We start from the raw sequence: 23,047 nt of genomic DNA on the forward strand, positions 1-23,047 counted from the left end.
ATCGACAAAACCTATAATAACGAAGGCTGTTCGGGCTCGGGCTGAGCATAGGCACGCGAGCGCCCGCCCTCAACCCTGGCATCGACCGTGCCGTCGCGGAAATGGAGCGTCACCGCGCCCGCGGCGCGCGCCGCCGCCACGGTCGTCAGCGTCGCGCCGGCGCGGGCGGTGACACGGGCATAGCCGCGCTGCAGCGGGGCATCGGGATCGACCGCCGCGAGCAGCCGCCCGAAATCGGCGAGCCGCTGCCGCGCCGCCTCCAACCGGCGGTCGAGCACCGCGGGGCGGAGCGCGCCAGCGATGCGATCGAGGCTCCCGCGGGTGTGCGCGACGCGGCGTTCGAGCGCGCGATCGGCACGCATCCCGGCATCGTCGAGCCGCTGGCGCTGCGGGCCGAGCAACCGGTCGCGGGTCGGCATCAACCGCGCCTGCGCCTCGAGCCGCTCGCGTCCGCGCTCGACATAGCGGCGCGCGCAACGTTCGGCACGCTGGGTGTGCGCGGCGAGCGTCAGCCTGAGATCGGCGAGCACCGGCACCGCCAGCTCGGCCGCCGCGGTGGGGGTCGGCGCGCGCAGATCGGCGGCATAATCGCACAAGGTCGTATCGGTCTCATGCCCGACCGCCGAGATCGTCGGGATCTCCGACGCGGCGACCGCGCGCACCACCGCTTCCTCGTTGAACGCCCACAAATCCTCGATCGACCCGCCACCGCGCGCGACGATGATCAGATCGGGGCGCTGGGCCGCGGGCAAGGCGTTGAACCCGCGCACCGCCGCCGCCACCTCGGCCGCCGCGCCGTCGCCCTGCACCTTGACCGGCCAGACGAGGACGTGACTCGGGCAGCGATCCTCGAGCCGGTGGAGGATATCGCGGATCACTGCCCCGGTCGGCGAGGTGACCACCCCGATCGTGCGCGGCAGGAACGGCAGCGGGCGCTTGCGGCTCGCGTCGAACAGCCCCTCGGCGGCGAGCGCGGCGCGGCGCTTTTCGAGCAACGCCATCAGCGCGCCGGCGCCGGCCAGCTCCATCCGCTCGATGACGATCTGATATTTGGATCGGCCGGGATAAGTGGTCAGCCGCCCGGTGGCGATCACCTCGATCCCGTCCTCGGGGCGGAAGGCGAGCTGCGCCGCCTGCCCCTTCCAGATCACCCCGTCGATCACCGCCGCCTCGTCCTTGAGGCAGAGATAGGCGTGGCCCGACGCGACGCGCTTATAGCCCGAAATCTCGCCGCGCAGGCGGACATGGCCGAATTCGCCCTCCACCACGCGCTTGAGGCGTTGCGAAAGCTCACCCACCGAGAGAGCGGGCGCGTTGCTGCCGGGCGCTTCGTCGGCTACCAGCCGGCCCGGCGGATCAAGAAAGGGATCGGACATTGAACGTTTTGCTTGTCGGCTCCGGTGGGCGTGAACATGCGCTGGCGTGGAAGCTGGCGCAATCACCCAGGCTCGATACCCTGTTCGCCGCGCCGGGCAACCCCGGCATCGCGCAACATGCGACGATCGCCGCGCTCGACGTGACCGATCATCGCGCGGTGATCGATTTCTGCCGCCGCGAAAAGATCGGGCTGGTGGTGATCGGACCGGAAGCGCCGCTGGTCGAGGGGTTGGCGGACAATCTCCGCACGATCGGCGTCCCCGTATTCGGCCCCGGCCGCGCGGCGGCGCAGCTCGAAGGATCGAAGGGCTTCACCAAGGATCTGTGTGCGCGCGTCGGCATCCCGACCGCCGCTTATGTCCGCGTGACGAGCAAGGACGGCGCGCTCGCCGCGCTCGACGATTTCGGCGAGCGCTGCGTCATCAAGGCCGACGGGCTCGCCGCGGGCAAGGGCGTGACGGTGGCGACGAGCCGCGCCGAGGCCGAGGCGGCGATCGACGCGTTGTTCGCCGACGGCCCGGCCGAGGCGGTGATCGAGGAAATGCTCGAAGGACCCGAGGCAAGCCTGTTCGTCCTGTCCGACGGCACCGTCACCGCCGCGTTCGGCTCGGCGCAGGATCACAAGCGCGTCGGCGACGGCGATACCGGACCGAATACCGGCGGGATGGGTGCCTATAGCCCCGCGGCGGTGCTGACCCCCGAACTGGAGGAACGTGCGCTGGGCGAGATCGTCCGCCCGACGATCGACGCGCTGGCCGAGGCCGGCACGCCCTATGTCGGGGTGCTCTATGCCGGGCTGATGCTGACCGCCGACGGCCCCAAGCTGATCGAATATAACGTCCGCTTCGGCGATCCCGAATGCCAGGTGCTGATGGCGCGCTTCACCGGCGATCTGGTCGAGCTGCTGCTCGCGGTGGCCGAAGGGCGGCTGGCCGACGAGCCCGAACCGGCCTTCTCGCCCGAGGTGGCGCTGACGGTGGTGATGGCGGCGAAGGGCTATCCGGGCACCCCGACAAGCGGCGGCGCGATCGGCGGGATCGACGCGGCGCAAGCGACCGGGGCGGTGGTATTTCAGGCCGGCACGAAGGACGCCGGCGGCAAATTGGTCGCGAGCGGCGGGCGCGTGCTTGCGGTCACCGCGACCGGCGCGGATGTGAAGAGCGCACAGGCCGCGGCCTATCGCGCGGTCGATGCGATCGATTTCCCGGATGGTTTCTGCCGCCGCGACATCGGCTGGCGCGCGATCTGATTGCTGGATAGAAGGAGCCGGGCGCGACAAGCTCGGCCGAAGCGAAACGGGAGTAAGCTATGCGTCCGGATACCGACACCCTGACGACGATCGCGCTCGCGCTGATCGCGGTCGTCGCGGTGCTGACGATCCTCGGCATCCTGTGGGGCGCGCGGCTCAAACGTCAGCGCGTCGCCGCCGAGCGGATCGAGGAGGAGGTCGTCGCGCGCGACCAGCAGGCCGCTGCCGCCCCCTCGCCCCCGCCGCCCCCTTCGCCTCTCCCCCCGCCGCCGCCGCTCCCGGTCGCGCCGCCGCCGCCACCGCCCGCGCCGAGGGCGAATGCGGATCCGGTGGTCGAGGCTGCGCCCGAGCCGAAACCCGCACCGAAACCGGCCGCGGCCACGCCGGCCGGGCCCTCGCCCGCCGATGGGCCGGTGACCCAGCTCAAGGGGCTGGGACCGAAACTGGCCGAGCGGCTCGCCGAACTCGGCGTGACGACGGTGGGCCAGCTCGCCGCGCTCGATCAGGCGGAAGCCGAAGCGCTCGACGCGCGCCTCGGGCCATTCACCGGGCGGATGAACCGCGATCGCTGGCTCGAACAGGCACGCTTCCTCGCCGCCGGCGACCGCGCCGGGTTCGAGGCTGTATTCGGCAAGCTTTGATCCCAATCCTCCCCCGGAGGGGGAGGATTGGTCGGAATAGTAAGGATTGCGCTTGTATCGCCCGCGTCCCACATAGCCGCGTAACACACCAACGGGGATTCGATGGCCGATCCATATTCGACGCTGGGGGTCGCGCGCGGCGCGTCCGAGGCGGACATCAAGAAGGCGTACCGCAAGCTCGCGAAGGAGCTGCATCCCGATCGCAACAAAGACAATCCCAAGGCCGCCGAGCGTTTCAGCCAGGTGACGAGCGCCTATGACCTGCTGACCGACAAGGACAAGCGCGCGCGCTTCGACCGCGGCGAGATCGATGCGGACGGCAACCCCACCTCGCCGTTCGGCGCCGGATTCGGCGGCGCGCGCGGCGGCGGCGCGGGCGGGTTCCGCTCGCAGGGGTTCGAGCCCGACGGTGTAGATATGTCCGATATCTTCGAAGGGCTGTTCGGCGGGCGCGGCGGCGGCGGCGGGTTCGCCAGCGGGTTCGGGCGGCGCCAGCCCCCGCCCAAGGGCGCCAATACCGCCTATCGCCTGCGCGTGCCGTTCGTCGACGCCGCCGCGCTGGCGCCACAACGCATCACGCTCGCCGACGGCAAGACGATCGACCTCAAGCTCCCCGCCGGGGTCGAGGACGGCACGCAGATGCGCCTCTCCGGCAAGGGCGAGGAAGGCCCCGGCGGCGCGGGCGATGCGATCATCACGATCGAGGTGACCCCGCACCGCTTCTTCACCCGCGACGGCGACGACGTGCGGCTCGACCTGCCCGTCACGCTCGGCGAAGCGGTGAAGGGCGGCCCGGTGAAGGTGCCGACCGTCGAGAAAGCGGTGATGCTGACGATCCCTGCCGGCTCCTCGTCGGGCAAGGTGCTGCGGCTCAAGGGCAAAGGCTTTCACAAGAAGGGCGGCGGGCGCGGCGACCAGCTCGTCACGCTGATGGTCGACGTGCCGGCCGACGATGCCGCGCTCAAGGCGTTCGTGGAAAACTGGGACGGCGGCGGGAACCCCCGCGCCGCGATGGGGGTATAAACACGATCAACGCCTTTCATCGTCATGCCGGGCTCGACCCGGCATGACGACATAGAGGTGCGGGGATCATGTGGCTGAGCTGAGGAACACCCGCTAATCAACGCCCGTTGATGGGCTATAGAGGCCAGCAACCAGGGGGAAGAGCCGCTTGACCGATGCCGCGACCGCACTGACCCCTGAAGCGCGTGCGGCGCGGCGCGACGGTGACGCCGACGTTCCCGATCTCCCCGAATCCGGCAGCACCACGCTCCGCGTGCTCAAGCGCGCCGCCACCGGGGTCTATACCGTCGGCTTCATGCATGCCGGCAACCTCGCCTATCTCTCGCTGATGACGGTGTTTCCGTTCTTCATCGTGGTGGCGGCGGTGTTGTCGGCGCTGGGCGAGAACGACCGCATCCAGTTCGCGGTCTCGTCCTTTCTCCACGTCCTGCCGCCCGATGTCGCCGATGTGCTGCGCAAGCCGATCCGCGACGTGCTGACCCAGCGTACCGGCGGGTTGCTGTGGCTCGGCGGGCTGGTCGGGCTGTGGACCGTCGGCGGCTTCGTCGAGACGATCCGCGAAATCTTCCGCCAGGCCTATGGCACCAAATCCTCGCAATCGCTCTGGCGATCGCGGCTCAGCCTGTCGCTCGGCATCGTCGCGTCGGTGATGCTGACCTTGTTCTCGTTCCTGGTGCAGGGTCTGCTCACTGCGGTCGAGGAATTCATCTACCGGCTGGTGCCCTGGGCCGCGGACGTCGCGGGATGGATCGGGCTCAGCCGCATCATCCCCGGCATGGTGATGTTCGCCGCGCTGTACATGTTGTTCTATTGCGTCACGCCCCCCAAATATCGCTACACGAACAGCCGCAAATGGCCCGGCGCGCTGTTCACCACCGGCTGGTGGGTGGGGATGACGGCGATCCTGCCGTTCGTCCTCTCCCAACTTGGCGGATACAGCCTCACCTACGGCAGCCTCGCTGGCGTGGTGGTGATGCTGTTGTTCTTCTATTTGATCGGGCTCGGTTTGGTATTTGGGGCGCATCTCAACGCGGCACTGGCGGAACCGCCGGAAATGGCGTTAGGGGACGCAACAACGGAGCAAGAAGAAAAGGCGGGACCGTGAGCGGATTGATGGCCGGAAAGCGCGGGCTGATTATGGGCCTCGCAAACGACAAATCGCTGGCATGGGGTATTGCGAAGAAATTGAGCGAAGCCGGTGCGGAACTGGCGTTCAGCTATCAGGGCGAGGCGATGGCGAAGCGCGTCCGCCCGCTGGCCGAGCAGCTCGGCGTGGCGCGGCTGTTCGATTGCGACGTCAGCGACATGGCGGCGCTCGACGCGACGTTCGAGGCGCTGGCGCAGGAATGGCCGACGATCGATTTCGTCGTCCACGCGATCGGCTTTTCGGACAAGTCCCAGCTGCGCGGGCGCTTTTACGACACGACGCTCGACAATTTCCTGATGACGATGAACGTCTCGGCCTATTCGCTGGTCGCGGTGGCGAAGCGCGCCCGCGCGATGATGCCCGAAGGCGGCTCGATCCTGACGCTGACCTATTATGGCGCGGAAAAGGTCATCCCGCATTATAACGTGATGGGGGTCGCCAAATCGGCGCTGGAGACGAGCGTGAAATATCTCGCGGTCGACCTCGGGCCGGAGAACATCCGCATCAACGGCATTTCCGCCGGCCCGATCCAGACGCTCGCGGCGCGCGGCATCGGCGATTTCAACTATATCCTGAAATGGAATGAGCTGAATTCGCCGCTGCGCCGCACCGTGACGATCGAGGACGTCGGGGGCGCCGGCCTCTATCTCCTGTCCGATCTCGCATCGGGGGTGACGGGCGAAATCCATCATGTCGACGCGGGCTATAACGTGATCGGGATGAAGGCGGAGGACGCGCCGGACATCGCGCTCGCCTGATGACGATCGCCATCCGCCCCGCGCGCGCCGAGGACGTCGCCGCGATCGACGCGTTGCTGCGCGAGAGCTTTCCCGCGCCCGACGAGGCGATGCTGGTGCGCGATCTGTGCGCCGAGGGCGATATGGTGCTGACGCTCGTCGCCTATGACGAGGTTGCGGCGCGGCTGGCCGGCGCGATCGTGTTCAGCCGGATGGCGGTGACGGTCGGCGGCAAGCAGGTACCGGCGGTCGCGCTCGCGCCGGTCGCTGTCGCCCCCAATTATCGCCGGCAGGGCGTGGCCGAGGCGCTGATCCGCGCCGGGCATGACATGCTGGAGAGCGCCGGGGTGGTGCTGAGCTTCGTGCTCGGCGAGCCCGAATTCTACGGTCGCTTCGGCTATGACGCGGCGGTGGCGCGCAATTTCGCCTCGCCTTATGCCGGCGACTATTTCATGGCGCTGGCGCTGGCGCTGCAGGGCGGGCTGGTGCCGTGCGGCGTGCGCGAAGAGGCGCACCACGCGCCGGCCTTCGCAAGACTGGGAACGCAATGAGCTTCAACACCTTCGGCCGCGTTTTCCGCTTCACCACCTGGGGCGAGAGCCATGGGCCGGCGCTGGGCGCGGTGGTCGACGGCTGCCCGCCGGGTCTGGCGCTGACCGAGGCCGATATCCAGCCGTGGCTCGACAAGCGCCGCCCCGGCCAGTCGCGCTTCACCACCCAGCGGCGCGAGCCCGACGAAGTGCGCATCCTTTCGGGGATATTCGAGGGTCGGACCACCGGCACCCCGATCAGCCTGATGATCGAGAATGTCGACCAGCGCTCGAAGGATTATTCGGAGGTCGCCAAGGCCTATCGTCCCGGCCATGCCGATTATGCCTATGACGCCAAATACGGCTTCCGCGACTATCGCGGCGGCGGGCGATCCTCGGCACGCGAGACCGCGGCGCGGGTCGCGGCCGGCGGGGTGGCGCGGCTGGTCGTGCCCGGGGTGCGCATCCGCGCCTGGGTCGAGGCGGTCGGCGGCGATGCGATCGACCCGGCCGCGTTCGACGATGCCGAGATCGACCGCAACGCCTTCTTCTGCCCCGATGCCGCCGCCGCGCAGCGCTGGGAGCAGCGCATCGATGCCGCGCGCAAGGCCGGATCGTCGCTCGGCGCGATCGTTGCGTGCGAGGCGACCGGGGTCCCCGCCGGCTGGGGCGCGCCGCTCTATGCCAAACTCGACAGCGAGCTCGCCGCGGCATGCATGTCGATCAACGCGGTCAAGGGGGTGGAGATCGGCGACGGTTTCGCCGCCGCCGCGCTGACCGGCGAGGAAAATGCCGATGCGATGCGCCCAGGGAATGGCGGCCCGCGCTTCCTCGCCAATCATGCCGGCGGGATCGCGGGGGGCATTTCGACCGGCCAGCCGCTGCGCCTGCGCGTCGCGTTCAAGCCGACCAGCTCGATCCTTACCCCGGTGGAAACGATCACCCGCGACGGCGAGGCGAGGGAGATCATGACGCGCGGCCGGCACGACCCGTGCGTCGGCATCCGCGGGGTACCGGTGGTCGAGGCGATGGTCGCGCTGGTGCTCGCCGATCAGGCGCTGCTCCACCGCGCGCAATGCGGGTGAACCCTACTCCTTACCACCCCGGCGCAGGCCGAGGTCCAGCATCGGGCCGATCGTGACTGGACCCCCGCCTGCGCCGGGGTGGAGCGCGTTTCTACAAACGCTCGTGTGTTGCCGATACGCCACCCACAAAACGAATCACGCAACCTGAACAGATCGAAAGAATCACTTCACCCTTCGATCGACACACTTCACCGTTGCAGCAATATTTCATCACCCAGGCTTAATGGACGAGCCGTTGCCTCATCGGGGCCAAGCGCCCCCGCTCGCCGGATTTCTCCCCTATATTGTTCTCACAACAGGGAACAGACAGGAGAAGATCTAGTGAAGTTCCTCCCACTCCTCGCCGCCACCGCGCTGATCCTGCCGACCGTTGCCGTCGCCCAGTCCACCCCAGACGATCAGGCCGCCGCCCCCGCCAAGAGCAAGCACGGCAAGAAGCACAAGGATACGTTGCCGGCGCCGGACAGCTCGGCCGCCCCGGCCGACACGACCGCGACGCCGCCTGCGGCAAGCGATCCGTCGAGCACCCCGTCGGCGCCGAGCGCGTCGCCGCCGTCCAGCGCGTCACCGTCGAGCACCGATCCGTCGGCCGCGCCGACGCCGCCGCGCTTCTGATCGGCACGGCATAACGCCCTTCCCTTCCACGGGAGGGACCGGGGGTGGGGGCAGCCGATAGCGGCTGTCCCCACCCTTATTTTGTGCTCGGGCGAAACTCCGTCATTCCCGCGCAGGCGGGAATCCATATGCACTGTCGTCGCGACTCTATCGCAATGGCCGGAGGGAATGGATTCCCGCCTGCGCGGGAATGACTAAAACGCGGCTCAGTCCGCGAACGGATCGCGCACGAGGATCGTGTCCTCGCGCTCGGGGCTGGTCGACACCAGCGCAACCGGGCAGCGGATCAGTTCCTCGACGCGGCGGATATACTTGATCGCCTGCGCCGGCAGATCGGCCCAGCTCCGCGCCCCGGCGGTCGATTCGCTCCAGCCTTCGACCGTCTCGTAGATCGGCTCGACCTCGGCCTGATCGGCGGCATGCGCCGGGAAATAATCGAGCGTCTCGCCGCGCAGGCGATAGCCGGTGCAGATCTTCACTTCCTCGAACCCGTCGAGCACGTCGAGCTTGGTCAGCGCGATCCCGGTGATCCCGCTCACCGCTGCCGACTGGCGCACCAGCACCGCGTCGAACCAGCCGCACCGGCGCTTGCGCCCGGTGACGGTGCCGAATTCATGCCCGCGCGTGCCGAGCCGGTCGCCGGTTTCGTCCTCCAGCTCGGTCGGGAACGGGCCGGAGCCGACGCGCGTGGTATAGGCCTTGGCGATCCCCAGCACGAAGCCCACGCCGTTCGGCCCGAGGCCGGAGCCGCCCGCTGCCTGCCCCGCGATCGTGTTCGACGAGGTGACGAAGGGATAGGTGCCGTGATCGATATCGAGCAGCACGCCCTGCGCGCCTTCGAACAGGATGCGCTGCCCCGCGGCGCGCGCGGCGTTGAGATCGCGCCACACCGGCTTGGCGAAGGGCAGGACGAAGCCGGCGATTTCCTTGAGCTCGGCGAGCAGCCGCGCGCGGTCGATCGGCGGTTCGCCGAAGCCGGCGCGCAGCGCGTCGTGATGCGCGGTGAGGCGATCGAGCTGCGGCCCGAGATCGTCGAGATGCGCCAGATCGCAGACGCGGATCGCGCGGCGGCCGACCTTGTCCTCATAGGCCGGGCCAATCCCGCGCCGCGTAGTGCCGATCTTGCCCGCGCCGCTGGCATCCTCGCGCAGCGCGTCGAGATCGCGGTGGAACGGCAGGATCAGCGCGCAATTGTCGGCGATGCGCAAAGTGTCGGGGGTCGCCGTCACGCCCTGCGCGGCGAGCCGCGCGATCTCGTCGCGCAGCGCCCAGGGATCGAGCACCACGCCATTGCCGATCACCGACGGCGTGCCGCGCACGATGCCCGAGGGGAGCAGCGACAATTTATAGGTCTTGTCCCCGACGACGAGCGTGTGGCCGGCATTGTGACCGCCCTGAAAGCGCACGACCATATCGGCGCGCTCGGCGAGCCAGTCGACGATCTTGCCCTTGCCCTCGTCACCCCATTGGGCGCCGATCACCGCGACATTGGCCATGGATACGAAAACTCCCCTGCCGGGGCTGACCCACGCGCCCTTCGACAGGACTCGGCACGCGGGCTTTCTCAAGATTTCGCCGCGCCGGTAGCCGTGCGCGGGTCAGGCTGTCAACCGGCGATCAGGCGCCGAGCGGTCGCGCCACCCCCGCATCGAGAATATGCGTGCAGAGCTGCGCCTCGGGCGTGTCGCCCGGTTCGAGTGCGGCGACCGTCACCCAGCCGGCGGCGCGCATCCGCGCACCCTCGGCAGCCGGGGTGGCATAAGGCAGGAACAGCCGGCGGCGCTCGTGGCTGGCGCTTCCGCCCAGCCCGTCGGCGTACAGGGTGAAGCCCGTCGCCATTTCCTCGGCGCCGTCCTCGCGCATCACGCGATAGGTGCCGCCACGCCCGACCTCGCGCGTCGCGCCCGCGACGAACAGCGAGAAGCCGAGCCAGGTCTGATATTCGAACCCGTGGCGCTCGGTCGGGTCGAGCGTGAGCTGGACGCGATCGCCCAGCGCATCGACGATATCCGCCAGCCCGGCGATCCGCGAGGCGAGGATGCCGGTCGTATCGAACGCCTGCAGCCGCTCGAGCGCCTGCGGGAACGGCCCGGCGGCGGCGATCAGCGGGAGATAGGCCGGCGCCAGCGCCGCGACCCCGCCGGCGTCCTTGGCATCGAGCCGCTCGCGCAGCGCGTCGACATCGGCAACGGGCAGCACCGGGGCGAGCGTGTCGACCAGATCGGGCAGGGTGAAATCGATCGTGATCCCGGTGGCGCCGGCGGCCTCGAGCGCGTCGACCGCGACCGTCACCACCTCGCGCGCCGCCGCAATCGAATCGAGCCCGATCAGCTCGCACCCGAGCTGGCGCATCTCGCGCGACGGATTGAGCGCGTCGCCGCGCAGCTTGAGCACCGAGCCGGCATAGCTCAGCCGCACCGGGCGCGGGTGGTGCGCCATCCGCGTCGCCGCGATCCGCGCGATCTGCGCGGTGAGATCGGGGCGGATCGCCATCGTCCGCTGCGAGACCGGATCGACGAAGCGCACCGCGTTGCGCAAGCCGCCGTCCTTGAGCCGCGAGCCGAGCCCGTCGGCGAATTCGGCGAGCGGCGGATCGGTGCGCTCGTAACCGTGGCTCGCCGCCGCCGCGAGCACCCGCGCCTCCACCGCCGCCGCCGCATCGGCGAACGGGGGCAAGGTGTCGCGGAAACCTTCGGGGAGCAATGCGGTCACTTCAGCCCTCTCCCCTCTGGGGAGAGGGTTGGGAGAGGGGCTGCCGCAAGCGCCTCGCCTATGATCTGCATCACGCCCTCCAGATTGCGCATCACATCGTCGTTCGACACCCGAACGACGCGATAACCCTGCGCCGCCAGCCATGCTGTTCGGCGTTCATCGCGCGCTTCGTCGTTATGCGTATCGCCGTCAACCTCAATGACGAGCTTGCGCGAGCGCGCAACGAAATCGGCGATGAACGGGCCGAGCGGCACTTGCCGCGTGAACTTCGTCCCGTCGAAGCGCTTGGCGCGGAGCGCCGTCCACAACACGCGTTCAGGCTGCGTCATCTCGGTGCGCATGGCCTTGGCGCGCTTGAGCAACAGCGGATCGGTTCTTGGCAAGGCCCCTCTCCCCTACCCTCTCCCCGCAAGCGGGGAGAGGGAGATAGGTTAGGCCCGCATTCTCAGAACGCCAAACCCATCGCGGTCTTGACGCCCGGGAGCGCCTTGACCCCGGCGAGCAGCTCGGCGCTCACTTCGTCGTCGACCGAGAGCAGCAGCACCGCCTCGCCGCCCGCCTGACGCCGGCCGAGGTGGAAAGTGCCGATGTTGACCCCGGCCTCGCCGAGCAGCGTCCCGATCCGGCCGATGAACCCCGGCGCGTCCTCATTGACGACGTAGAGCATGTGCCCGGCAAGATCGGCCTCGACCTTGATCCCGAACAGCTCGACCAGCCGCGGCGCCGAATCGCCGAACAAGGTGCCGGCCACCGAACGTTCGCCGGCCTCGGTCTTGACCGAGACGCGGACGAGCGTGTGGTAATCGCCCTCGCGCTCGGTGCGGATCTCGCGCACCTCGATCCCGCGCTCGCGGGCGAGGAACGGCGCGTTGACCATGTTCACCGTGTCGGTCTGGGTGCGGAGGAAGCCCGACAGCACCGCCGAGACGATCGGCTTGGGATTGAGCTCCGCCGCGGCGCCCTCGGCGTGGATCGAGATGCGCGGGATCACGCCGTGCGACAATTGCCCGACGAGGCTGCCGAGCTTTTCGGCCAGCGCCATATAGGGCTTGAGCTTGGGCGCTTCCTCCGCCGACAGGCTCGGCATGTTGAGCGCATTGGTGACGCCGCCGGTGACGAGATAATCCGCCATCTGCTCGGCGACCTGGATCGCGACATTGACCTGCGCCTCGGTGGTCGACGCGCCGAGATGCGGGGTGGAGATGAAGTTCGGCGTGCCGAACAGCGGGCTCTCCTTCGCCGGCTCGGTGACGAACACGTCGAGCGCGGCGCCGGCGATATGACCCGAATCGAGCCCGGCCTTGAGCGCTTCCTCGTCGATCAGCCCGCCGCGCGCGCAATTGATGATGCGCACGCCCGGCTTGGTCTTGGCGAGATTTTCCGCCGACAGGATGTTGCGGGTCTGGTCGGTCAGCGGGGTGTGGAGCGTGATGAAATCGGCGCGGGCGAGCAATTCGTCCAGCGTCACTTTCTCCACGCCCATCTCGACCGCGCGCTCGGGGGTGAGGAAGGGATCGTAAGCGACCACCTTCATCTTGAGCCCGTGGGCGCGATCCGCGACGATGCCGCCGATATTGCCCGCCCCGATCAGCCCGAGCGTCTTGGCGGTCAGTTCGACGCCCATGAAGCGGTTCTTCTCCCACTTGCCGGCCTGGGTCGAGGCATCGGCCTCGGGGAGCTGGCGGGCGAGCGCGAACATCAGCGCGATGGCATGTTCGGCGGTGGTGATCGAATTGCCGAACGGGGTGTTCATCACCACCACGCCCTTCGCCGACGCGGCGGGGATATCGACATTGTCGACCCCGATCCCGGCGCGGCCGACCACCTTCAAATTGGTCGCGGCGTCGAGGATCTCCTTGGTCACCTTGGTCGAGGAACGGATCGCCAGGCCGTCATATTGGCCGATGATCGCCTTCAATTCCTCCGGGGTCTTGCCGGTGATCTCGTCCACTTCCACGCCGCGCTCGCGGAAAATCTGCGCGGCCTTGGGGTCCATTTTGTCGCTGATAAGTACCTTGGGCATGACGTTTGCCTTTTTGCAAACGCCATCCTGACGAAAGTCAGGATCTCATGCGGCAAGCGAACAGCGTGCCGCCTGAGACCCCAGCTTTCGCTGGGATGACGGGATTAGTTGGAAGCCTTGGCCGCGGAATAGGCCCAGTCGAGCCACGGCCCGAGCGCCTCGATATCGGCGGTATCGACCGTCGCGCCGCACCAGATGCGCAGGCCCGCGGGCGCGTCGCGATAGCCGGCGACGTCGAATGCGGCGCCTTCCTTCTCGAGCAGCCCGGCCATCGTCTTGATGAACGCCTCATCGGCGCCCGCAACGGTGAGGCACACGCTGGTCTTCGAGCGCGATGCCGGGTCGGGCGCGAGATGGCCGAGCCAGTCGCGCGCCGCGACGATGCGGTCGAGCGCGGCGGCATTGGCGTCCGATCGGGCGATCAGCCCCGCCGCGCCGCCGACCGACTTGGCCCATTCGAGCGCGAAGATCGCATCTTCCACCGCCAGCATCGACGGGGTGTTGATCGTCTCGCCCTTGAACACGCCCTCGGCGAGCTTGCCCTTGGACACGAGGCGGAAGACCTTCGGCAGCGGCCACGCCGGGGTGTAGGTTTCGAGCCGTTCGACCGCGCGCGGGCCGAGGATCAGCACGCCATGCGCGCCCTCCCCGCCGAGCACCTTCTGCCACGAGAAGGTCGCGACATCGATCTTGTCCCACGGCAGGTCGTAAGCGAACACCGCCGAGGTCGCGTCGGCGAAGGTCAGCCCCTCGCGGTCGGCGGCGATCCAGTCGCCGTTCGGCACGCGCACGCCGCTGGTGGTGCCGTTCCAGGTGAACAGCACGTCATGGCTGAAATCGACCTGCGCAAGATCGGGAAGCTGGCCGTAATCGGCGCGGATCACGTTCGGATCGAGCTTGAGCTGCTTGGCCGCATCGGTGACCCAACCTTCACCGAAGCTTTCCCAAGCGAGCGTCGTCACCGGGCGCGCACCCAGCATCGTCCACATCGCCATTTCGAACGCGCCGGTATCCGAACCGGGGACGATGCCGATGCGATGCGTATCGGGCAGGCGGAGCAATTCGCGCATCAGATCGATGCAATATTGCAGCCGCGTCTTGCCCAGCTTCGAGCGATGCGAACGGCCGAGCACCTCGACATTCAGCTTCGCCGCATCCCAGCCCGGAGGCTTGGCGCAGGGACCGGAAGAAAAATGGGGACGAGCCGGCCGGGTGGCGGGCTTGGCAGGCGCAGCTTGGGCGCCGGTAACGAGCGTATCAGTCAATGTAACTCTCCTTGCAGAGAGCACGCGCGGCGTTGGGACCGCGTGGCCCGTCGACGGCCCTAGCGATGTGACGGGAGGCTGGCAACGGGGATTATTTGCGAAACTTTCTTTGTGTCCCCGCGAAGGCGGGGACAGGGGGCGGCGTCACTCGACTCGTGCCGCCCCATAAACGATTCGCTTCATCCCCTCTCGCTTGCCGCGAATCCCGCGCAAGCGCAGTAACTTCATCCGTGCGGAGCGTGGGGAAAGGCGGGCGTCGGCGCGGGGGCGCCGTGACGGTCATGGCGCTGATCGTGCTGACGCTTGCCGGTTGCGGGCGCACCGAACGCCCGGTCTCGCCGCGCTCCCGCCCGGCCTATCAGCCCGTCATCGGCCCGTCCGAGCGCGAGACCGCGCAATGTTTCGCCGATCTGCGCGCGCTCGGGGTCGAATTCGAGCCGCTACCCGACCGTCAGTTCGGCCCCGGCTGCGCGATCATCGGCACGGTCAAACTGCTCGACGTCGGGGTGCCGACCACCAATCTCGGCGCGGTGCGCTGCGGCGAGGCGCGCACCTATGCCGGCTGGGCGCGCAATGCGGTGGGGCCGGCGGCCTATCAGATCCTCGGCAGCGAACTCGCGCGAATCCAGAGCATGGGAAGCTATTCGTGCCGCAACGTCGCGGGCACCGCGCGCCGATCGGGGCATTCGATCGGCAATGCGATCGATGTCGGCGCGTTCGAACTGAAGGACGGGCGGCGAATCAGCATCGCCGAGGATTGGAACTCGCCCGATCCGCAGGTCCGCCAGTTCCTCCGCACCGTCCACGCATCGGCGTGCAAGCGCTTCGGCACCGTGCTGTCCCCCGATTACAACGCCGCGCATCGCGATCACCTGCACCTTGAGGATGACCGCGCAACATTTTGCCGCTAATTCGACGGGAATGACAGAAACACGAGTACCAGCCCGGGTCTTTCCGCGCGCGAAACAGGACGCCGAGACCGCCAGGGAGAGCATCTCCACCCCGCAAACCGAAAACCCGGCCTATCGCCTCGCCTTTCAGGACATGGATTTCCTGCTGCGCGAGGATCTCCGCCCGGTGCGCTTCCAGCTCGAACTGCTGAAGCCGCAATTGCTGCTCGACGAGGCGCATATCGGGTCGACCTTCGTCTTCTACGGCTCGGCGCGCATCCCCGAGCCGGACAAGGCGCAGGCGCTGCTCGATCTCGCGACCGACGAAAAGGGTCGGCGCATCGCCGAGCGGCTCGTCGCCAAATCGCATTATTACGAAATGGCGCGCGAGCTGGCGCGGCTGGCGAGCAACTTTCCGCGCGACGAATCAGGGCGGCGGCATTTCGTCGTCTGCTCGGGCGGCGGCCCCTCGATCATGGAGGCGGCGAATCGCGGCGCGACGGACGTCCATGCCGATTCGATCGGGCTCAATATCGTGCTGCCGCACGAACAGGCGCCGAATCCTTATGTGACGCCCAGCCTAAGCATGCAGTTCCACTATTTCGCGCTCAGGAAGATGCACTTTCTGCTCCACGCGCGCGCGCTGGCGGCTTTCCCGGGCGGGTTCGGCACGTTCGACGAATTGTTCGAGCTGCTGACGCTGATCCAGACCGGCAAGATCGCGCGCATCCCGGTGCTGCTGTTCGGCCGCGAATTCTGGCAGCGCGTCGTCAATTTCGACGCGTTGGTCGAGGAAGGCGTGGTGTCCGAGAAGGATCTCGACATCTTCACCTATGTCGAAACCGCGGCGGAAGGCTGGTCGGTCGTCCAGCGCTTCTATCAGGAACAGACGCCGAAGGTCTGACGGGCCGGAAACAAACCACCCCGGCGAAGGCCGGGGTCGAGTTACGGAGCGGCCCGATGCTGGACCCCGGCCTTCGCCGGGGTGGCAGGGCGGAATGCTAAGACCTTTTGTGTCCCCGCGAAAGCGGGGACCCAGAAGCCGCAATCACTAACGTTGCGGCTCTTGGCCTCTGGGTCCCCGCTTTCGCGGGGACACCGGATTTTCGCGCGGGCGCTTACTTCTTAGCAGGCGCAGCCGATTCGGCGGCCGGCGCCGCGGCATTGGCCGGCGCGGCCCCCGCCTTGCCCGCATCGGCCTTGGCGTCGGCAGCCGGCGCGGCCGGCAGCGGCAGGTTCGAGCCCTGGGTGTTGAGATACAGGATCACGTCGGCGCGATCCTCCGGCTTGGACAGGCCGGCGAAGGTCATCTTGGTGCCGGGGGCGAACTTACGCGGGCTGGTGAGCCACGCGTTCATCTTGTCGAAGTCCCACTTGCCGCCGACCTTCTTGAGCGCGTCGGAGAAAGCGAAGCCCGCCTTGCCCTCGGCAACGCCCTCGCCCAGCGTGCCATAGAGATTCGGGCCGATGCCGTTCGCGCCGCCCTGATTGACGGTGTGGCAAGCGGCGCACTTCTTGAACACTTCCGCACCCTTGGCCGCGTCCGCCTTGGGCAGCAGCGCCGCGATCGGCACCGCCGCGGCCTCACCGCCGGCGCCGCCGGTGTCGTCGGCCGCTTCGACCGGATAGCCGAATTTCTCGACATGTTCGGAATGGAAGATCATCCCGCCGACGATCGACAACCCCAGCGCAGCGCCACACGCCGCCAGCACCCAGCCCGCAATGGTGTTGTTACGATCATTCATATCGCGAAACCGCCCCTGAAATTTATCTCGAACCCCATAGAAAAGCCCGCCAGCGACCGCAAGCGGCGCTTTGCGTCCGAAACAAACCTCCGCTAACGCGCGCCGCGATGGAGAATTTCGCCGCCCCCGCCCGCCCGATCGTCGCCGCCATGACCGCGGCCGCCGCCGCCGATCCCGAGCGCGCGGTCGCCTTTCAGGGCGCGCCGGGCGCCAACAGCCATGTCGCGGCGCGGGAAGCCTTTCCCGACGGATTGCCGCTGCCGTGCTTCGCGTTCGAGGATGCGATCGACGCGGTGAAGGAAGGCCGCGCCGCGCATGCGATCATCCCGATCGAAAATTCGCTGCACGGCCGCGTCGCCGACATCCACTTCCTGCTCCCCGAATCGGGGCTGGTGATCACCGGCGAGCATTTCCTGCCGATCCGCTACGCGCTGATGGGGCTGGGCACGCGCGACGAGGTGCGCGAGGCGATGAGCCACCCGCAGGCGCTCGGGCAATGCCGCCACTGGCTCAAGGCGCACGATATCCAGCCGCTCGCCTATCCCGACACCGCCGGCGCCGCCGCGATGGTGGCGGAGATCGGCGAGGCGACCACCGCCGCGCTCGCCCCGCCCCCGGCGGCGGATATCTACGGGCTCAAGCTGCTCGCCAACGATATCGCCGATGCCGATCACAATACGACGCGTTTCGTGATCCTCGCACGCGGCGGGCGCCCGGCGGTGGGCGACGGGCCGTGGATGACGACCTTCATCTTCGAGGTGAAGAACATCCCCGCCGCGCTCTACAAGGCGATGGGCGGGTTCGCGACCAACGGGGTCAATATGACCAAGCTGGAAAGCTATCAACGCGGCGGCAGCTTCGCCGCGACCGAATTCTACGCCGATGTGGTGGGCCGCCCGGGCGACGAGGCGTTCGATCGCGCGATGGAGGAATTGGGCTTCCACTCCAAATGGCTGCGCGTGCTCGGCACCTATAAGCAGGCGCGCGAGCGGGGTTAAGCCGCAACCGTCACCTTGTGGCCCCGCGAAGGCGGGGATCCAGGAGCCCCTACGGCGTTGAGGCTCTTGGCCCCTGGATTCCCGCTTTCGCGGGGATACAAGGAACTACCCCGCCGCGATCGCCTTGCAGCTCGATCCGCGCCGCGCCGCGTCGATCGCGGGGAAGCGCGCGGGATCGTCGACGAGGATGCGGATCAGCGCCACGCCGCGCGCGCCCTTCACCCGCACCACCGCCGCGCCCGCCGGGGTCGCCTGCCTCTCCTGCGCGACGACGACCTGCATCGGCTGGCCGCGCCCCTCGATATTGTTGCGGACGAACGCGACGTCGGTATTGGCCTGGAACACCGACAGCGACCAGTAATTCGCCGGGACCGGCACGACGCTGATCGCCAGCGGCCCCTTCGACAGATCGAACGGGCAGGCCGAATAAGCGAGATCCGGGCTCGGCCGCACCACCGCGCGCGATTTGTCCGTCGCGAGCGGCATATGCCCGAAGGTGTTGATCCCGCCGAGCTTTTCCATCCGGGACACCGCCGCCGACATCAGGGTCTGCGGGCTGCGCGAAAGCGTGACGAAATAAGCGGCGATCGCCAGCACCACCCCGACGATCAGCGGCCCGATCCAGCGCTGCATCATGAGCATGCCTCCTGCCGGATGCTGGGCAATTGGTCGCGCGCCGGGTTGGTCCTGCCCTCGTCGGGCGGGAGATAGGTGCGCAAGGTCAGGTCGAAATGCTTGAGCCCCGCGGTCGGAAGCCACAGCCCCTGCTGGCGTACCGGCGAGACGAGCACCGTCCAGCGCGCCTGATTTTCCGCCGGAATCGCCGCGCTTTCCACCGAATAGGGGCCGCCGCCGGTGAGATAGCCGGCGCTGTCATACAAGGTCAGGCTCCACCACCGCCCCGGCAATTGCCCGCCGGTGATGCGATAGCTGCACCGCCCGTTGAGCGGCCGCCCGGCGTCGTCGACGCTCGCGGTGTAATAACGCGCCTCGCGCGCCGGGAGCGCGAGCAGCCCGCGCAGCGCGACGACCGCGCGGGTGCGCATGCTCTGGTCGGCGGTGCCGAAATCCATCCCCGTCGTCCACGGGCCGATCTGCACGTTGGAGCCGAGCGCGCCGGCGCGCACGGTGTAGATCGCGCTGCCCAGCCCCGCCACCACGCCCACGACACCCAGGACGAGATAGCGGACCAAAGGCTTCATGCGGCGCTCCTTACGTCGTGCGGCCTTATTTCCTCAGCGCCGCCTGGGCCGCCGCCAGCCGCGCGATCGGCACACGATAGGGCGAGGCGGACACGTAATCCAGCCCCACCGTCTCGCAGAACGCAATCGACGCCGGATCGCCGCCATGTTCGCCGCAGATGCCGAGCTTGATCCCCGGCCGGGTCGAGCGCCCGCGCTCCGCCGCGAGCTGGACGAGTTCGCCGACGCCCTCGACATCGAGGCTGACGAACGGGTCCTTGGCGTAAATGCCCTTTTCGACATAGGTCGTCAGGAAGCGCGCGGCATCGTCGCGGCTGACCCCGAGCGTGGTCTGGGTCAAATCATTGGTGCCGAACGAGAAGAATTCGCCCGCCTCGGCGATCTCGGCGGCGCGCAGCGCGGCGCGCGGCAATTCGATCATCGTCCCGACGAGATAATCGACCTTGGCGCCACGCTCGGCGAACACCGCCTGCGCGGTGCGATCGACCACCGCCTTCATCAGTTCCAGCTCGCGCTTGGTCGCGACCAGCGGGATCATCACCTCGGGGATCGGCGCCTGACCGGACCTGGCGGCGACGTCGAGCGCCGCCTCGAAGATCGCGCGCGCCTGCATCTCGTAGATTTCGGGATAGGTCACCCCGAGCCGGCACCCGCGATGCCCGAGCATCGGGTTGAATTCGTGCAGCTCGGCCGCGCGACGCTTGAGCGTCTCGACATCGACCCCGGCCGCCGCGGCGACCTCGGCGAATTCGGCTTCCTCATGCGGCAGGAATTCGTGGAGCGGCGGATCGAGCAACCGGATCGTCACCGGCAAGCCGGCCATCACCTCGAAGATCTCGATGAAATCCTTGCGCTGTTCCGGCAGCAATTTGTCCAGCGCGACGCGGCGCCCGGCCTCGTCGGCGGCGAGGATCATCTGGCGCACCGCGGTGATCCGCGCGGCGTCGAAGAACATATGCTCGGTGCGGCACAGCCCCACCCCTTCGGCGCCGAAATCGCGCGCGGTGCGGCAATCGAGCGGGGTTTCGGCATTGGCGCGGACCTTGAGGCGACGCACTGCATCGGCCCATTCCATCAAGGTGCCGAAATCGCCGGCCAGCTCGGGCTGGATCGTCGCGACCTCGCCCGCCATCACCTCGCCGGTGGTGCCGTCGATCGTGACGATCTCGCCTTCCCTCACCTCGCGCCCGCCGACCCGCGCGATCTTCGCCTTGGCATCGATCGACAAGGCGCCCGCGCCCGAAACGCAGGGACGGCCCATGCCGCGCGCAACGACCGCGGCGTGGCTGGTCATCCCGCCGCGCGCGGTGAGGATGCCCTTCGCCGCATGCATGCCGTGGATATCCTCGGGCGAGGTTTCGGTGCGCAGCAGGATCACCGCCTTGCCGTCCGCCGCCCAGCGCTCGGCGGTATCGGCGTCGAACACCGCCGCGCCGCTCGCCGCGCCCGGCGAGGCGGGCAGCCCCTTGGTCAACACGTCGCGGGTCGCTTCGGGATCGAGCGTCGGGTGGAGCAACTGATCGAGCGCCTGCGGATCGACCCGCGCGATCGCTTCCTCGCGCGTGATCAACCCGGCGTCGGCCATCTCGACCGCGATCTTGAGCGCGGCCTTGGCGGTGCGCTTGCCCGAGCGCGTCTGGAGCATCCACAGCTTCCCCGCCTCGACGGTGAACTCGATGTCCTGCATGTCGCGATAATGGTTTTCGAGCCGGTCGAAGACGGCGGCGAGCTCGGCATAGACCGTCGGCATCGCCTCTTCCATCGAGGCGGCCTTGGCCCCTGCGGCCTCGCGCGCGGCAAGCGTCAGATATTGCGGCGTGCGGATCCCCGCCACCACGTCCTCGCCCTGCGCGTTGATGAGGAATTCGCCATAATAGGCATTGTCGCCGGTCGAGGGATCGCGGGTGAACGCCACCCCGGTCGCCGAGGTGTCGCCCATATTGCCGAACACCATCGCCTGGACATTGACCGCGGTGCCCCAGTCGCCCGGAATGTCGTTGAGCCGGCGGTAGACCTTGGCGCGCTCCGACTGCCACGAACCGAACACGGCGCCGACCGCGCCCCACAATTGATCATGGACGTCCTGCGGGAAGGGCTTGCCCCATTCCGCCTCGACGAGCCGCTTATATTCGGCGACCAGCGCCTTCCAATCGGCCGCGCCCATCTCGGTATCGAGGGTGAAGCCCTTGTCTTCCTTCGCGATCTCGAGCGCTTCTTCGAACGCGCCGTGATCGAGTTCGAGCACCACGTCCGAATACATCTGGATGAAGCGGCGATAGCTGTCCCACGCGAAACGCTCGTCGCCCGACACCTTGGCCAGCCCCTCGACGGTCGCGTCGTTGAGCCCGAGGTTGAGCACGGTATCCATCATCCCCGGCATCGACACCCGCGCGCCCGAGCGGACCGAGACGAGCAGCGGCCCGGCGCCGTCGGCCGAGGCATCGCCGAATTTCTTGCCGGTCACCGCCTCGATATGCGCGATGCCCTTGGCGACTTCCTCGCGCAGCGAGTCGGGGAATTGCTCGCCGTCCTCGTAATAACGCGTGCACATCTCGGTCGAGATGGTGAAGCCCGGCGGGACGGGCAGGCCGATCGAGGCCATTTCCGCCAGATTGGCGCCCTTGCCCCCGAGCAGAAATTTGTCGCCCTTGCCCCCATCGGAAACACCACCACCGAACCGATAGACGTATTGCGTCATGATCAACCCTCTAAGTGCCTGTTTCGCGGCGGGCGCGAAAAAATATGTCGAAATAAGCGGCGCGGCGGCAGCGTTATCCCTCGATTCGCGAAAAATCGGCGACGCTGTGCACTGCAGCACGAACCCGCGCAAGCAGCGCGAGGCGAGCGTCGCGCCTGGCGGGATCGGCGTCATTGACCGTCACCGTCTCGAAGAAGGCATCGATCGGCGCGCGCAACGTGGCGAGCGCGGCCATCGCCGCCTCGAAATCCTCGTTCGCCACCGCATCGGCGGCGGCCGGCTCGGCCGCATCGAGCGCCGCGATCAGCGCCGCCTCGTCGGATTCGGGGGTGTAGGCCAGCGGCTTCCACTCGGCGGTCTCGACGCCCTCTTTCTTGAGGATGTTCGCGGCGCGCTTGTACCCGGCGAGCAGGTTGGCGCCGTCGTCGGTGCCGATGAACGATTGCAGCGCATGGACGCGGGCGAGCAGCCGGACAAGATCGTCCTCGCCGCCGAGCGCGAATACCGCGTCGATCAGATCGTGGCGAACACCAGCTTCGCGTTGCTGGACCTTGAGGCGGTCGGCGAAGAAGGCAGGAAGCGTCTTAAACGTCGCGTCGAGCGCGCGCTTATGCGTTTCAAACGCCTCGTCGCCGGGCTGCGATGCGGCGTGCAAGTCATTCATGCCTCGCAGCCCGCGGCTGATCCACTCCCAGAGGTTCAGTCGGAGGTTATTCCGGGTGAGCAATTCAAGCACGCCCAATGCTGCACGACGAAGCGCAAAGGGATCCTTGGACCCAGTAGGCGGCATATCCGCATAAAAGAACGCTACCAGCGTATCGAGCTTATCCGCCAGCGACACCGCCACCGTCACCGGCGCAGTCGGCACGTCGTCGCCCTGCCCGACCGGCTTGTAATGATCGCGGATCGCCTCGGCGACCTCGCGCGGTTCGCCCTGTGCGGCGGCGTAATAGCCGCCCATCAGCCCCTGAAGCTCGGGGAATTCGCCGACCATCCCGGTGACGAGATCGGCCTTGGCCAGCCGCGCGGCGCGTTCGGCCATGTCGGCGAGCGCCGCGCGCTTCTCCTCACCACCCCGGGGGGGGGGCGGGGGGCGGGTGGTGTCCCCCC

At 68.1% G+C, this 23,047-nt stretch carries 22 protein-coding genes; 11 read left to right on the forward strand and 11 right to left on the reverse strand.

Annotation, left to right across the window (positions count from 1 at the left end; all coding sequences use genetic code 11):
• Positions 1-11 precede the first annotated feature (11 nt).
• Complete coding sequence (gene xseA / locus NED98_RS12865) at positions 12-1,376, reverse strand: exodeoxyribonuclease VII large subunit (protein ID WP_265313271.1); 1,365 nt, start codon at positions 1,374-1,376, stop codon at positions 12-14.
• Between xseA and purD the strand changes: the two genes are divergently transcribed.
• From purD to NED98_RS12905, 8 genes are all read left to right on the forward strand, one after another.
• Positions 1,376-2,626, forward strand: coding sequence for a phosphoribosylamine--glycine ligase (gene purD / locus NED98_RS12870; protein ID WP_265269130.1), 1,251 nt, complete (start codon positions 1,376-1,378; stop codon positions 2,624-2,626). The genes xseA and purD overlap by 1 nt on opposite strands.
• A 59-nt stretch (positions 2,627-2,685) precedes the next feature.
• The gene (locus tag NED98_RS12875; protein WP_265313272.1) at positions 2,686-3,267 is read left to right on the forward strand and encodes a helix-hairpin-helix domain-containing protein; all 582 of its coding nucleotides are present in this window, start codon (positions 2,686-2,688) and stop codon (positions 3,265-3,267) included.
• 102 nt (positions 3,268-3,369) lie between these two features.
• A complete protein-coding gene (locus NED98_RS12880; protein WP_265313273.1) occupies positions 3,370-4,290 on the forward strand; it encodes a DnaJ C-terminal domain-containing protein in 921 nt (306 codons plus the stop codon).
• Between the two features lie 148 nt (positions 4,291-4,438).
• A complete protein-coding gene (locus tag NED98_RS12885; protein WP_265269128.1) occupies positions 4,439-5,395 on the forward strand; it encodes a YihY/virulence factor BrkB family protein in 957 nt (318 codons plus the stop codon).
• Positions 5,392-6,195: an enoyl-ACP reductase FabI gene (fabI, locus tag NED98_RS12890; protein ID WP_349293046.1), complete on the forward strand. Its 804-nt coding sequence runs from the start codon at positions 5,392-5,394 to the stop codon at positions 6,193-6,195. Before NED98_RS12885 ends, fabI begins: the two co-directional genes overlap by 4 nt.
• Positions 6,195-6,725 (forward strand): GNAT family N-acetyltransferase, encoded by a 531-nt coding sequence (locus tag NED98_RS12895; protein ID WP_265313274.1) that lies wholly within the window; start codon positions 6,195-6,197, stop codon positions 6,723-6,725. The genes fabI and NED98_RS12895 overlap by 1 nt, the downstream gene beginning before the upstream one ends.
• On the forward strand, positions 6,722-7,789 hold the full coding sequence (gene aroC / locus NED98_RS12900; protein WP_265313275.1) for a chorismate synthase: 1,068 nt from the start codon (positions 6,722-6,724) through the stop codon (positions 7,787-7,789). Before NED98_RS12895 ends, aroC begins: the two co-directional genes overlap by 4 nt.
• 321 nt (positions 7,790-8,110) lie before the next feature.
• Entirely contained in the window at positions 8,111-8,404 is a 294-nt protein-coding gene (locus NED98_RS12905) for a hypothetical protein (RefSeq protein ID WP_265269125.1), read from the forward strand.
• A gap of 206 nt (positions 8,405-8,610) precedes the next feature.
• Here NED98_RS12905 and NED98_RS12910 read toward each other — a convergent pair whose 3' ends face one another.
• From NED98_RS12910 to NED98_RS12930, 5 genes are all read right to left on the reverse strand, one after another.
• Entirely contained in the window at positions 8,611-9,900 is a 1,290-nt protein-coding gene (locus NED98_RS12910) for an adenylosuccinate synthase (protein WP_265313276.1), read from the reverse strand.
• Positions 9,901-10,021: 121 nt separating this feature from the next.
• Positions 10,022-11,116 carry an ATP phosphoribosyltransferase regulatory subunit gene (locus tag NED98_RS12915; protein ID WP_265269123.1) on the reverse strand — a complete coding sequence of 365 codons (1,095 nt, stop codon included), beginning with the start codon at positions 11,114-11,116 and terminating at the stop codon, positions 10,022-10,024.
• Positions 11,113-11,499, reverse strand: a complete 387-nt coding sequence (locus tag NED98_RS12920; protein ID WP_349293261.1) for an endonuclease domain-containing protein — start codon at positions 11,497-11,499, stop codon at positions 11,113-11,115. Before NED98_RS12920 ends, NED98_RS12915 begins: the two co-directional genes overlap by 4 nt.
• A gap of 62 nt (positions 11,500-11,561) precedes the next feature.
• The gene (gene serA, locus NED98_RS12925; RefSeq protein ID WP_265269122.1) at positions 11,562-13,139 is read right to left on the reverse strand and encodes a phosphoglycerate dehydrogenase; all 1,578 of its coding nucleotides are present in this window, start codon (positions 13,137-13,139) and stop codon (positions 11,562-11,564) included.
• A gap of 104 nt (positions 13,140-13,243) precedes the next feature.
• Positions 13,244-14,404: a phosphoserine transaminase gene (locus tag NED98_RS12930; RefSeq protein ID WP_265313277.1), complete on the reverse strand. Its 1,161-nt coding sequence runs from the start codon at positions 14,402-14,404 to the stop codon at positions 13,244-13,246.
• A 281-nt stretch (positions 14,405-14,685) separates the two neighbouring features.
• On the opposite strand from NED98_RS12930, the gene NED98_RS12935 reads away from it, so the two are divergent.
• Complete coding sequence (locus NED98_RS12935) at positions 14,686-15,315, forward strand: extensin family protein (protein ID WP_265313290.1); 630 nt, start codon at positions 14,686-14,688, stop codon at positions 15,313-15,315.
• A gap of 10 nt (positions 15,316-15,325) precedes the next feature.
• The gene (locus NED98_RS12940; protein ID WP_265269120.1) at positions 15,326-16,198 is read left to right on the forward strand and encodes an LOG family protein; all 873 of its coding nucleotides are present in this window, start codon (positions 15,326-15,328) and stop codon (positions 16,196-16,198) included.
• Positions 16,199-16,412: 214 nt separating this feature from the next.
• Here NED98_RS12940 and NED98_RS12945 read toward each other — a convergent pair whose 3' ends face one another.
• Positions 16,413-17,039 carry a c-type cytochrome gene (locus NED98_RS12945; RefSeq protein ID WP_265313278.1) on the reverse strand — a complete coding sequence of 209 codons (627 nt, stop codon included), beginning with the start codon at positions 17,037-17,039 and terminating at the stop codon, positions 16,413-16,415.
• A gap of 107 nt (positions 17,040-17,146) precedes the next feature.
• On the opposite strand from NED98_RS12945, the gene NED98_RS12950 reads away from it, so the two are divergent.
• Positions 17,147-18,037: a prephenate dehydratase gene (locus NED98_RS12950; RefSeq protein ID WP_265269119.1), complete on the forward strand. Its 891-nt coding sequence runs from the start codon at positions 17,147-17,149 to the stop codon at positions 18,035-18,037.
• Positions 18,038-18,142: 105 nt separating this feature from the next.
• Here the strand turns inward: NED98_RS12950 and NED98_RS12955 are convergent, their stop codons facing one another.
• The 4 genes from NED98_RS12955 to glyS form a co-directional block, all read right to left on the reverse strand.
• Entirely contained in the window at positions 18,143-18,670 is a 528-nt protein-coding gene (locus NED98_RS12955) for a DUF1254 domain-containing protein (RefSeq protein WP_265313279.1), read from the reverse strand.
• Complete coding sequence (locus tag NED98_RS12960) at positions 18,670-19,239, reverse strand: DUF1214 domain-containing protein (RefSeq protein WP_265313280.1); 570 nt, start codon at positions 19,237-19,239, stop codon at positions 18,670-18,672. Before NED98_RS12960 ends, NED98_RS12955 begins: the two co-directional genes overlap by 1 nt.
• A gap of 25 nt (positions 19,240-19,264) precedes the next feature.
• Positions 19,265-21,937 carry a pyruvate, phosphate dikinase gene (gene ppdK / locus NED98_RS12965; RefSeq protein WP_265313281.1) on the reverse strand — a complete coding sequence of 891 codons (2,673 nt, stop codon included), beginning with the start codon at positions 21,935-21,937 and terminating at the stop codon, positions 19,265-19,267.
• Positions 21,938-22,010: 73 nt separating this feature from the next.
• Positions 22,011-23,047, reverse strand: a 1,037-nt coding sequence (gene glyS / locus NED98_RS12970; protein ID WP_265313282.1) for a glycine--tRNA ligase subunit beta, incomplete at its 5' end; no start/stop codon positions are given.

The sequence above is a fragment of the Sphingomonas lycopersici genome (genome assembly GCF_026130605.1).
Classification (GTDB): Bacteria; Pseudomonadota; Alphaproteobacteria; order Sphingomonadales; family Sphingomonadaceae; genus Sphingomonas; species Sphingomonas lycopersici.